The organism is Mycobacterium sp. (assembly GCF_032162605.1).
GTDB lineage: Bacteria > Actinomycetota > Actinomycetes > Mycobacteriales > Mycobacteriaceae > Mycobacterium.
Window position 1 is genome coordinate 1 of the sequence record NZ_JAVROT010000244.1, and the last position, 11,873, is coordinate 11,873.

At 68.5% G+C, this 11,873-nt stretch carries 10 protein-coding genes; 3 read left to right on the forward strand and 7 right to left on the reverse strand.

Annotation, left to right across the window (positions count from 1 at the left end):
• Positions 1–1,707: molybdopterin-dependent oxidoreductase (locus QOI01_RS14780; protein ID WP_526382115.1), on the forward strand; the 1,707-nt coding region annotated here is incomplete at its 5' end.
• 8 nt (positions 1,708–1,715) lie between these two features.
• Here QOI01_RS14780 and QOI01_RS14785 read toward each other — a convergent pair.
• The 5 genes from QOI01_RS14785 to QOI01_RS14805 form a co-directional block, all read right to left on the reverse strand.
• Positions 1,716–3,098, reverse strand: coding sequence for a DEAD/DEAH box helicase (locus QOI01_RS14785; RefSeq protein ID WP_526382117.1), 1,383 nt, complete (start codon positions 3,096–3,098; stop codon positions 1,716–1,718).
• 270 nt (positions 3,099–3,368) lie between these two features.
• Entirely contained in the window at positions 3,369–4,766 is a 1,398-nt protein-coding gene (gene hflX, locus QOI01_RS14790; RefSeq protein ID WP_526382119.1) for a GTPase HflX, read from the reverse strand.
• Positions 4,767–4,811: 45 nt separating this feature from the next.
• On the reverse strand, positions 4,812–5,684 hold the full coding sequence (dapF, locus tag QOI01_RS14795; protein ID WP_526382121.1) for a diaminopimelate epimerase: 873 nt from the start codon (positions 5,682–5,684) through the stop codon (positions 4,812–4,814).
• Positions 5,685–5,688: 4 nt separating this feature from the next.
• Positions 5,689–6,639 carry a tRNA (adenosine(37)-N6)-dimethylallyltransferase MiaA gene (gene miaA, locus QOI01_RS14800; protein ID WP_526382128.1) on the reverse strand — a complete coding sequence of 317 codons (951 nt, stop codon included), beginning with the start codon at positions 6,637–6,639 and terminating at the stop codon, positions 5,689–5,691.
• A gap of 2 nt (positions 6,640–6,641) precedes the next feature.
• On the reverse strand, positions 6,642–7,391 hold the full coding sequence (locus QOI01_RS14805) for a class III extradiol ring-cleavage dioxygenase family protein (protein ID WP_526382122.1): 750 nt from the start codon (positions 7,389–7,391) through the stop codon (positions 6,642–6,644).
• Between the two features lie 243 nt (positions 7,392–7,634).
• Here QOI01_RS14805 and QOI01_RS14810 point away from each other — a divergent pair, with 243 nt between their 5' ends.
• The gene (locus QOI01_RS14810; protein WP_526382124.1) at positions 7,635–8,966 is read left to right on the forward strand and encodes a DUF349 domain-containing protein; all 1,332 of its coding nucleotides are present in this window, start codon (positions 7,635–7,637) and stop codon (positions 8,964–8,966) included.
• Here the strand turns inward: QOI01_RS14810 and QOI01_RS14815 are convergent.
• Both QOI01_RS14815 and miaB read right to left on the reverse strand, forming a co-directional pair.
• Positions 8,963–9,577 (reverse strand): Rv2732c family membrane protein, encoded by a 615-nt coding sequence (locus QOI01_RS14815; protein ID WP_526382126.1) that lies wholly within the window; start codon positions 9,575–9,577, stop codon positions 8,963–8,965. The two genes, QOI01_RS14810 and QOI01_RS14815, sit on opposite strands and share 4 nt — an antisense overlap.
• Positions 9,574–11,166 carry a tRNA (N6-isopentenyl adenosine(37)-C2)-methylthiotransferase MiaB gene (gene miaB / locus QOI01_RS14820; RefSeq protein WP_526382130.1) on the reverse strand — a complete coding sequence of 531 codons (1,593 nt, stop codon included), beginning with the start codon at positions 11,164–11,166 and terminating at the stop codon, positions 9,574–9,576. Before miaB ends, QOI01_RS14815 begins: the two co-directional genes overlap by 4 nt.
• 159 nt (positions 11,167–11,325) lie before the next feature.
• Here miaB and QOI01_RS14825 point away from each other — a divergent pair.
• A partial coding sequence (locus QOI01_RS14825; protein ID WP_526382132.1) for an amino acid ABC transporter ATP-binding protein occupies positions 11,326–11,873 on the forward strand: 548 nt, incomplete at its 3' end.

Here is an 11,873-nt window from a genome sequence, read left to right on the forward strand (position 1 = left end):
CCGACCCGCAGTGCGCTGCAGAGCCTTCGCGACCGCGGCGGGCGCAACGTGTCCATCACCCCGTTGCGCGACGACACCTCGGGCGAGTGCGAATGGTGGGCGCCCGTCCCCGGCACCGACGTCGCCATCATGCTCGCGCTCGCGTACGTGCTGGCCGTCGAGGGACTCGTCGACCGGCAGTTCCTCGAGACCTACTGCACCGGCTACGACCGCTTCGAGCGCTACCTGCTCGGCACCGACGACGGACTGTCGAAGACGCCGCGGTGGGCGGCCGACATCAGCGGCTTGCCCGCCGAGGACCTCGTCGCGCTGGCCCGTCGGATGGCAGCTCACCGCACCATCGTGATGGTGAGCTGGTCACTGCAGCGGGTGCGCTACGGCGAACAGGCTCCCTGGATGGGTCTCACCCTGGCCGCGATGCTGGGCCAGATCGGCCTTCCCGGAGGCGGTTTCGGCCATGGCTACGGATCGCAGAACGAGCTCGGCATGGCGCCACTTCGCTGCCCGTTGCCCAGCTTCCCGCAGGGAGCCAATCCCGTCACGACCTTCATTCCGGTTGCTGCGGTCAGCGACATGCTGCTGCATCCCGGGGAGGAGTTCGACTACAACGGGTGCAGGCTCACCTACCCCGACATCAAGTGCGTCTACTGGGCGGGCGGCAATCCCTTCCACCACCACCAGAACCTGCCCCGGCTTCGAAGGGCGCTGGGCCGCGTCGACACCGTGGTGGTGCACGAGCCGTACTGGACGGCGCTGGCCAAACACGCCGACATCGTCGTTCCCTCCACCACGCCGTTCGAACGCGACGACTACTCTGGCTCTCGCAATGACCCGCTCCTGATGGCCATGCCCGCGCTGGCCGAGCCCTACGCGAACTCGCGCGACGACTACACGACGTTCGCGGCGCTCGCCGATCGACTCGGTCTCGGCGCGGAGTTCACCGAGGGCCGCACCGCCAGGGACTGGCTTGTGCACATCTACGAGAAGTGGTCGGCCCGACTCGATTTCGAGGTCCCGACCTTCGAGGAGTTCTGGGCGGCGGGGAGCTTGCGGTTGCCGACCGAGACCGGACTGTCACTGCTCGCCGACTTCCGTTCCGATCCCGTCGCCCACCAGCTGCGCACCCCCAGCGGTCGGATCGAGATCTTCTCGCACGACATCGACGGATTCGGCTACGACGACTGCGCGGGCCATCCGACGTGGTACGAACCCGACGAGTGGCTGGGTGGCGAGCGTGCCGTCGACTACCCGCTGCACCTGCTGGCCAACCAGCCCGCCAAGCGGTTGCACAGTCAGCTCGACGGCGGCCGAGCCAGCTTGGACTCGAAGGTTCAAGGGCGCGAACCCATTCGCATGCATCCGCAGGACGCGCAACGCCGAGGGTTGTCTGCAGGCGAGGTGGTGCGGGTCTTCAACGACCGGGGCTCCTGCCTGGCGGGTCTGGTCGTTGACGACGCCCTTCGCCCCTGCGTGGTGCAGTTGTCGACCGGCGCATGGTACGACCCGGAGGACCCCGCCGATCTCGACGCCATGTGTGTGCACGGCAATCCCAACGTGCTGACGGCCGACGTCGGCACGTCGTCGTTGGCTCAGGGGTGCACCGGAGCGCACGTGTTGGTGCAGGTCGAGAAGTTCGAGGGTCCGTTGCCGCCGGTGCGGGCGCATCAGCCGCCGACGATCATCGGGCGGCCGCAGGCCACCCGATGACGTAACGGCTACGAGCCCGTCTGAGCCCGACCAGAGCCGGACCGCGGGCGACGCGGGCCACCGCCGCCGCGGCGTACGTTGCCGCCCGAGCCTGTGGGCCGCCCGTTGGAGCCGCCTGGGCCTCCACGGTAAGAAGATCCATTGCCGCCCCGCCCCGATCCGCTGCCACGGCTGGAGCCGCCCCGTGCAGGAGGAGCAGCCTGCCGGACCGGTGGCTCGCGATGGGGAGCGATCTCGCCGACGAGCTCGAGCACGCTTGCCGAGTCGGCCCTGACCTGCTGCGGCTGAGCCGAGATGCCTGCCTTGCGCAGGAGCTGCTGGGTGTCCCTGCGTTGTTCGGGCAAGACGACGGTGACCACGTCACCGGCGCTGCCCGCGCGCGCCGTACGGCCGGAGCGGTGCAGATATGCCTTGTGCTCGACGGGCGGGTCCACGTGCACGACGAGTTCCACGTCGTCGACGTGGACGCCGCGCGCGGCGATGTCGGTCGCGACGAGGACTCGCGCGTCGCCCGAGCTGAACAGGGCGAGGTTGCGGTCACGAGCCGGCTGCGAGAGGTTGCCGTGCAGGTCCACCGACGGCACACCAGCATCGGTGAGCTGCTTGGCAAGCTTGCGCGCCTGGTGCTTGGTGCGCATGAACAGGATGCGGCGACCGGTGCCCGACGCGAGCCGGTGCACCAGTTGCGTCTTCTCCTGGGCGCCCGAGACGTGGAACACGTGGTGCGTCATGGCAACCGGCGGTGCGTCGATCTCGTCGACCGAGTGGGTGACGGGGTTGTGCAGGAAGCGGTTGACGAGCTTGTCGACGCCGTTGTCCAGCGTCGCGGAGAACAGCAGCCGCTGCCCGCCGGTCGGAGTGGCCGCGAGGATGCGCGTCACACCGGGCAGGAAGCCCAGGTCGGCCATGTGATCGGCCTCGTCGAGCACGGTGATCTGCACGGCGTCGAGAGCGATGTGACGTTGCTTCATCAGGTCTTCGAGGCGACCCGGGCAGGCGACGACGATGTCGACACCCGCCCGCAGCGCGGACACCTGCCGGCTCTGTGACACGCCACCGAAGATCGTGGTGACGTTCATGCCGAGTGCTGCGGCGAGCGGCTCGATGACCGCGGTGATCTGAGTGGCCAGCTCACGTGTGGGCGCCAGCACCAGACCGGTTGGTTTGGACGGACGCCGGTTTCCCCCGGCGAGGCGGGCCACCAACGGGATCGTGAACGCCAGTGTCTTTCCGCTGCCGGTCTTTCCGCGGCCGAGAACGTCGCGGCCGCCGAGTGTGTCAGGCAGCGTGCTGGTCTGGATGGGGAACGGTGCGGCGATGCCGCTGTCCGTGAGGATGCGGCTGAGTCGCTCGGGCACGCCGAGGGATTCGAAGGTGGGTTCTGCAGTCATGTCGTAATGCCTTTCAGGCACGAGTACGGCCGCGTCTGCGCGAGATTGTGTCAGGCGAATACGGGCTCGATGGGCGAGATTGCCGGTGGGCAATGTCGATCGCCGCGAGAAGAGCTAGTGCTATGCACTGATCGCCAGAATGCGCATCGCCACGTCAGTGTGGCGGTGGCATCGGGAAGATCGAGCGTTCCACGACGTGCTGACGGCGCGGAGCGACACCAACATTGTCTACGAGTCTAGCGCACGCGGGCCCAAATCCCGGCGCAGCGCCTAGAAAGTGACGAAGTCGCGCAAACCGGCGGCCAGCGCGGCGGGTACCCGAGCCTTGATGCGCGTGCCGGTTTCGGTGTGCTCCGTGGCGTCGACACGGCCGTCCTCGTGCATGCGCGCGATCAGGTCGCCACGGTCATAGGGGATGGTGACGTCGACGGTGGTGTCGGTCGGCACCACCATTTCACTCATCCGGCTGCGCAGGCGGTCGAGGCCGTCGCCAGTATGGGCCGAGACGAACACCGCGTCGGGCAGCGCCCGACGCAACTGTGCAAGCCCGAATCCGCTTGCCGCGTCGGTCTTGTTGACTACCAACAATTCCGGGGGCGGCGCGATGCCGTACTCCTGTACTACTTCGTGGACGACCTGGCGCACCGCGTTTACCTGCGCCAACGGATTGGCATCCGACCCGTCGATCACGTGGACCAGCAGTTCGGCGTCGATGACTTCCTCCAGCGTCGACCGGAACGCCTCGACGAGTTGAGTGGGCAGATGGCGTACAAATCCGACGGTATCGGTGAGCACGAACGGCCGACCGTCCTCGAATTGACCTCGGCGCGTGGTGGGTTCGAGGGTGGCGAACAACGCGTTCTCGACCAGCACCCCGGCGCCGGTGAGAGCATTGAGCAGGCTGGACTTGCCCGCGTTGGTGTAACCGACGATCGCGATCGACGCGACGTCGCTCTGTAGCCTGCGCCCGCGCTGAGTGTCGCGAATCTTCTTCATGTCTTTGATTTCTTTGCGCAGCTTGGACATTCGCTCGCGGATCCGGCGACGGTCGGTCTCGATCTTGGTCTCGCCGGGACCGCGCGTACCCACTCCGCCGCCGCTGCCGCCCGCGCCGCCACCCTGGCGCGACATCGACTCACCCCAGCCGCGCAGCCTTGGCAGCATGTACTCCATCTGCGCGAAGGCCACCTGCGCCTTGCCCTCCGCAGAGGTGGCGTGCTGGGCGAAGATGTCGAGGATCAACGCGGTGCGATCGATGACCTTCACCTTGACGATCTTCTCGAGCGAGTTCAGCTGGGCGGGGCTCAGTTCGCCGTCGCAGATGACGGTGTCGGCTCCGGTGGCGATGACGATGTCGCGCAGTTCGCGGGCCTTGCCCGAGCCGACGTAGGTCGACGCGTCGGGTTTGTCGCGCCGCTGGATCATCCCCTCGAGCACCTCGGAACCGGCGGTCTCGGCGAGCGCAGCGAGTTCGGCGAGGCTGCCGTCGGCGTCCGACGCGCTGCCGTCGGTCCAGACGCCGATCAGCACGACACGTTCCAGACGCAGCTGCCGGTATTCGACCTCGGTGACGTCGGCGAGTTCGGTGGAGAGACCTGCCACTCGGCGTAGTGCAGAGCGGTCCTCGAGGTCGAGTTCGCCCGTACTGGGTAGTCTGGGATGAGTCATGTGTCTACTGATATTGCCCTTTCGAGGTGGCGTTGCGCATCCGAATTACCGGTCGTGGGAATGCCACCAGTCATCTGACAGCTCACCGTGCGCCACCAGCACCGACGGTCCCCGCAGGTAGCTGGTGGTATCGGTGATCGTCACGGTCACCTCGCCGCCGGGTATCCGAACCCGCAGCGTGCCCGTCTCGAGGCCTTGGTGGCCAAGTGCTGCCACCGCGGCCGCGACGGTTCCCGTTCCGCACGAACGGGTTTCACCGACGCCGCGCTCGTGCACCCGCATCGTGACGCCGCCGTCGACCGGAGCCGTGAGGACTTCCACATTGACGCCACCGGGAAACTGCGCCGCGTCGAACCAGACTGGCGCCGCGACGTCGAGAGCGGCCAACTCCTCAATGGTCAGGGCGGCGTCCACGCACGCGAGGTGTGGATTTCCGACGTCGACGGCCAGTCCGCCGAACCGGCGCCCGCCCACGACGGCCGCGCCGGTACCGAACTGGTTGGCCTTGCCCATGTCGACGGTGACGTCGGCCGACAGCGCATCGACGTCACGCAGCACGACGGGACGCGGCCCGGCCAGCGAGCCGACGACGAACTCGTCACTTTGCTCGAGTCCGGTGGCCCGCAGATAGTGGGCGAACACGCGTACGCCATTGCCGCACATCTGGGCGATGGAGCCATCGGCGTTGCGGTAGTCCATGTACCAGTCGTCGGGCTTCACGCCCTCCGGGATCCTGTCCAAGACCCCGGTCGCCAGCGCTGCTTCGGCGGTGGTGGCCCGCAGCACGCCATCGGCGCCGAGACCGCGGCGTCGGTCGCACAGCGCCGACACCGCGGAGGGAGTCAGCGCCAGGCGGGCCTCGACGTCGGGCAGCAGCACGAAGTCGTTCTCCGTACCGTGCCCCTTGGCGAACATCACCTGTTCAGGATACGTGCGACTCTCCCGGTCCCGGATTTGCGGCTCGTCGGGCCTCCCACACGCGCAGCGTCTCGCCAAGGTTGTCCGTCGCTGCGCCGTCGAGCCAGTGGATGCGGTGGTCGCGGCGGAACCACGACCGCTGCCTGCGCACGTAGCGCCTGGTGCCCATGAACGTGCGCTCCCGGGCCTCGGCGACAGCGTCGGCACCTCCCCCGGCACCAAGTGCGGCGAGGACCTGCGCGTAGCCCAGCGCCCGGGACGCCGTCACGCCCTCGCGCAGGCCGCGGCGCGTCAGCGTGACCACCTCGTCGACCAGTCCGTCGTCGAACATCGTGTCCGTCCTGAGCAGCAGTCGTTCGTCGAGAATCGCCGTCTCCCAATCCAATCCGATGATCACGGCGCCCCAGCGGGGTTCGCCGATCGTTGGCGCACTCGCCGCGAATGGCTGCCCCGTCAGCTCCACCACCTCGAGTGCGCGCACGATGCGGCGGCCGTCGGTCGGCAGAATCGACGCCGCGGCAGCGGGGTCGAGGTGGGCCAGTTCCGAGTGCAGTGCCGCGACACCGACCTCCGCGAGCCTGGCCTCCCACCGGGCTCGCACGCGCGCGTCGGTGGCCGGGAAGGCCCACTCGTCCAGAAGCGACTGGACGTAGAGCATCGAACCGCCGACGATCACCGGCACCGCCCCACGGGCGATGACGTCATCGACGTCGGCGGCGGCCGCTCCCTGGTAATGGCCGACCGTCGCCGTCTGGGTCACGTCGAGGACGTCGAGCTGATGATGCGGAATACCGCGCCTGTCGGCGGACGGCAGCTTGGCGGTGCCGATGTCCATCCCGCGGTAGAGCTGCATCGCGTCGGCGTTCACGATCTCGCCGCCGAGCCGCGCCGCGACGTCGAGTGCCAGAGCGCTCTTGCCGGTCCCCGTGGGCCCGACGATGGCGATGGGCCGGATCGTCACTCGGCCGATCCCCCGGTCTCTTCGCTCTCCCCCGCAAGCGGGGGGATCCCCAGCCCCGGCGTCGGCGTCCAGACGCCGACGAAGTACCCGACACCGTAGGGAGCACCGCGGTAGAACTCGCGCGCTGACGACGGCGACGGGCCAGTCAGTCCGGCCAGCACCTGGTAGGCGACCCGCCCGCTGATTCCATCGGGAAGCCGGGTCAGCGCGGTCGCGTCACCGACGGACAGCGCGTCGTCCAACGCGGCCTGCACCGGTGCCGAACCGGGGTCGTAGCCGCCGGGCGCGGACGGGGTGAGCGTGTTCGCGCCGTCGGCGACCACCAGTACCCCGACCGGTTCTGCGATGGCGTCGACCTCGGCGCGCAGCGCCTTCCCGCGCGCCAAGGCGGCGTCCACGCCGTGGTCGGCGTCATAGACCCACACCTCGCCACGCGCCCGAGGGGCGGCCTTGGCCCGCACCCAGCCGGCGATCAGCGCGCACAGCGGCAACGGCTTGGGTTCGCCCGCCGCGTTCGGCGAGAGGGCGACCCGGACGTCTGCGCCGTAGCCTCCGAAGGTCCCCACCGCGCCGGGACCGATGACGTTGTCGGCGGCACCGACGCCGATGACGAACCAGCGTTCCGGTAGTACTCCGACGGCGTCGAACGCCGCCGACGAGAGGTCCCGCAGCTCCGGGGCGGCACCCGTGGCGAGTTCGGGCACCATCACGGGCGCCGACGGAATCAAGGCGATGGCGCTCAGCACGCCATCACGCTAGTCAGCGCCCCGGTGGGCCGGTTCACCTGCGTCCGCGACCCGCCCGTTTCGGCTCGCGAACGCGACCGTGGACAAGTCCTCGTGCCAAGGCATGGGCGCGCCGACGGGTGACCTGTTTCAATAGCCATGAAATAAAGCCATGAAATGACCAACAAAGAGCTACCGCTATCAGGCGCCGCGTTGCGCGGCAGGAGCGTGGTCACCCACGCGGAGGGCATGAGGATTACGGACATGACGACCAGTGAGTCAGGCGGAGCACCCAAGCCCGCACCCCGCCCAGGACCGCCGAGGCCCGCTCCGAGGCCCGCTCCGAGGCCGGGCGCCACCGCTCCGGCGGTCGTCGTACCCGCTTCGGCCGACCCGCACCGGTTCGGCCGGGTCGACGACGACGGCACGGTGTGGCTGGTCACCGCCGCGGGGGAACGCATCATCGGCTCCTGGCAGGCCGGCGAACCCGACGCCGCGTATGCGCACTTCGGGCGTCGCTACGACGACCTCAACACCGAGGTCGCCCTGATGGAGCGCAGGCTCGCGTCGGGAACCGGAGACGCCCGGAAGATCAAGTCTGCGGCCGCCGCGCTGGCCGAGAGTCTGCCGACCGCCTCGGTCCTCGGCGACGTCGACGCCCTGGCGCTCAGACTCGGCGTCATCGTCGAGCAGGCCGACGCCAGCGCAGCCGAGGAACGCCAGAAGCGCGACGAGCACCGTGCTGCGCAGACCACGCGCAAGGAGGCACTGGCCGCCGAGGCTGAGGACATCGCCGCAAACGCCGCACAGTGGAAGTCCGCGGGCGACCGGCTGCGCGAGATCCTGGATGAGTGGCGCACCGTCACGGGGTTGGACCGCAAGGCAGACGACGCGCTGTGGAAGCGCTACTCAGCTGCCCGCGAAACCTTCAACCGTCGTCGCGGCTCGCACTTCGCCGAGCTGGACCGCGAGCGGGTGGGTACCCGCCAGGCCAAGGAGGCGCTGTGCGAGCGCGCCGAGCAGCTCGCCGACTCGACCGACTGGGGCGCGACGGCCGCGACGTTCCGCGACATGCTCACCCAGTGGAAGGCCGCGGGCCGAGCCGCCAAGGATGTCGATGACGCTTTGTGGCGTCGCTTCAAGGCCGCCCAGGACAAGTTCTTCAAGGCCCGCAACGCCGTCCACGCCGAGCGCGACGCCGAGTTGGATTCGAACGCCACCACCAAGGACGCGCTGCTCGCCGAGGCCGAGGCCATCGACCTGTCCGATGCCGATGCCGCTCGCGCGACGTTGCGCGCGGTCGGCGCCAAGTGGGATGCCGTCGGCAAGGTCCCCCGCGAGCGCGCACCCGAGCTCGATCGACGCATGAAGGCCGTCGAGAAGAGGGTCCGTGACGCCGCGTCGGCCGGCCAGACCGATCCTGAGGCGCAGGCCCGAGCGGATCAGTTCAGGGTCCGTGCGGAGCAGTACGAGCTGCAGGCCGAGAAGGCAGAGGCGGCGGGTCGCACCAAGGACGCCGAACAGGCCCGTGCCAATGCCACCCAGTGGCGCGAGTGGGCCGAGGCGGCCGTGCAGGCGCTGGGCAAGAGACGCTAGGAGTCCTCAGCCCGTTCCCCGGAACCGGCGGGGTCGGGCCCGTCCCCTGGATCGTCGAGCAACCCCTTGCGCTGACGTTCCACGGCTACTCTGCGACGCTCCTGCTCCGCGGCCAACTGGACCGCGGTACGCGACCACACCACGCGCGCCCAGTGGAAGGACAGCAGTATCACCGCGATCCACGCGATGATGAGTCCGAAGCCTGGCCCGGGGTGCGGCTCGGCGACCGTTTGACGCGACCACACCGCCAGCATCCCGATCGGGCACGCCACCGCCGAGCCGGCCAGTGCGATCCATGCCAGACCCCAGCGGCGGGTGATCAGCGCGAGGATCGAGAACCCGACGCTGAAGACCAGCACCAGCCAGGTGAAGACCCGCGACGGCAGCGCGATGGCCTCGCGGATGGCCGCGTCGTCGCCGACGAGCACGTCCAGACCCTTGGCGCTTCCGGTGTGGGGCAGCACAAACGAGAGCAGGATGACGAAGACCAGGATCGCGACGACCAAAGCCCTTGCGCCTGGATCGATCTCGCGCGCGACGCGACGCTCGGCGTCTTCGATGTCACCCTTGAAGTCGTCGAAACCCGGCTCGTTGCGGTCACCGGGGCTCACGAGCCACAGCCCATCGACACCGTCTTCGCGGGCGGTATGCCGATGCCGGGGAGTCCGAGACCGATGGTCTTGCCGCCCGTCGTCTTCACGCGGCGCCCGCCCTCGTGCGCGTCGCCGGCGCGGGTGCGGCGGTGCTCGAGGACGTCGGCGTCGGCGATGAGGTGGTGCGGGGCGGCGGAGGTCACGGTCGTGGTCACGACGTCGCCGGGTCGGACGTCGCGACCACCGGGCGTGAAGTGCACCAGACGTCCGTCGCGCGCGCGTCCGGACATCCTCGCGGTGCTGGCGTCTTTGCGGCCCTCTCCGGTGGCGACGAGCAACTCGACGGCGGTGCCGATCTGGGCCGCGTTCTCCTCGAGCGAGATTCGCTCCTGAAGTTCGATCAGACGCATATAGCGCTCTTGCACAACGGTTTTCGGAAGCTGACCGGGAAGCTCGGCGGCGGGGGTGCCGGGCCGTTTGGAGTACTGGAACGTGAACGCACTGGCGAAGCGCGCACGTTCGACCACGTCGAGGGTCGCGACGAAGTCCTCTTCGGTCTCGCCGGGGAACCCGACGATCAGGTCGGTGGTGATGGCGGCGTGCGGGATCGCCGAACGCACGCGGTCGATGATGCCGAGATAGCGCTCGGCGCGGTAGGACCGGCGCATCGCCTTGAGGATGCGGTCCGAGCCGGACTGCAACGGCATGTGCAGCGTCGGGCACACGTTGGGCGTGACCGCCATGGCCTCGATGACGTCGTCGGTGAACTCGGCGGGGTGCGGGGAGGTGAACCGCACGCGCTCGAGGCCCTCGATGCGTCCACACGCCCGCAGCAACTTCGCGAAGGCACCGCGGTCACGGGCAACGTGGGACCATGCCGTCGGGTCCTCACGCAAGCGCTCGTCCGCAGCGAACGAGACCCCGTAGGCATTGACGTTCTGCCCGAGCAGCGTGATCTCCAGGACGCCCTGTTCCACGAGCGACTGCGCCTCGGCGAGAATGTCGCCGGGTCTGCGGTCGGTCTCCTTGCCACGCAGCGACGGGACGATGCAGAACGTGCAGCTGTTGTTACACCCGACGGAGATCGAAACCCATGCGGCGTAGGCCGATTCACGGGCGGCAGGCAAGGTCGACGGGAACTCCTGCAGAGCCTCGACGATCTCGACCTGAGCGACCCTATTGTGCCGGGCCCGTTCCAACAGCGTCGGTAGCGAGCCGATGTTATGGGTTCCGAACACCACGTCGACCCACGGCGCGCGCTTGAGCACCGCGTCGCGGTCCTTTTGCGCGAGGCACCCGCCAACCGCGATCTGCATGTCGGGGTTGGCCTCCTTGCGGGGCACCAGATGACTGATGTTGCCGTAGAGCTTGTTGTCGGCGTTCTCCCGCACCGCACAGGTGTTGAAGACGACGACGTCGGCATCGGCCCCGTCGGCCGCGCGCCGGTAGCCCGCCTCTTCCAGCAGACCGGCAAGCCGCTCGGAGTCGTGCACGTTCATCTGGCAGCCGTAGGTGCGGACCTGGTAGGTGCGTTCGCGCGAGGAGTCGACGGCTTCTGACGAGCGCTCGCGCGAGGAATCGACGGCTTGCGCGGCACGCGTCACCATCGAAGTCACGAACCAATGGTACGGGCGGGACCGCCGCATCCAAATTTCCCGGATTCCCGAGAGCTCGGCATGCTGGGCGTTACCTGGGTAAGGTCTGTGCGCATGGAGACCGACGAGTCGGAGGTGGACCCACGCGAGCCGGCTCCGACGTCCGTGCCGATGATCTCAATTCAGGGTGTCGACAAGCATTTCGGCAGCCTGCACGTGCTCAAGGACATCAACCTGGAGGTCGACCGCGGGCAGGTCGTGGTGGTGCTCGGGCCGTCGGGGTCGGGCAAGTCGACGTTGTGCCGCACCATCAATCGGCTCGAACCGATCGACAACGGCACCATCGCCATAGACGGCGAGCTCCTTCCCGAGGAGGGCAAGAAGCTCGCGCAGCTCCGCTCCGACGTAGGCATGGTGTTCCAATCGTTCAACCTGTTCGCGCACAAGACGATTCTGCAGAACGTGACGCTCGCACCGATGAAGGTACGCAAGCAGTCCAAGGACAAGGCGCGTGAGCGTGCGATGTCGCTTCTCGAACGCGTCGGCATCGCCAACCAGGCAGACAAGTATCCGGCCCAGCTGTCCGGCGGACAGCAGCAGCGCGTGGCGATCGCCCGTTCGTTGGCGATGAATCCCAAGGTGATGCTGTTCGATGAGCCCACCAGCGCCCTGGACCCCGAGATGATCAACGAAGTGCTCGCCGTCATGACCTCGCTCGC

Bases quoted from the DNA above. Each gene is read 5' to 3' on its own strand.
- QOI01_RS14785 (WP_526382117.1), bottom strand. From the start codon at position 3,098: ATGACTGCAGAACCCACCTTCGAATCCCTCGGCGTGCCCGAGCGACTC.
- hflX (WP_526382119.1), bottom strand. From the start codon at position 4,766: ATGACTCATCCCAGACTACCCAGTACGGGCGAACTCGACCTCGAGGAC.
- QOI01_RS14810 (WP_526382124.1), top strand. From the start codon at position 7,635: ATGACGACCAGTGAGTCAGGCGGAGCACCCAAGCCCGCACCCCGCCCA.
- miaB (WP_526382130.1), bottom strand. From the start codon at position 11,166: ATGGTGACGCGTGCCGCGCAAGCCGTCGATTCCTCGCGCGAGCGCTCG.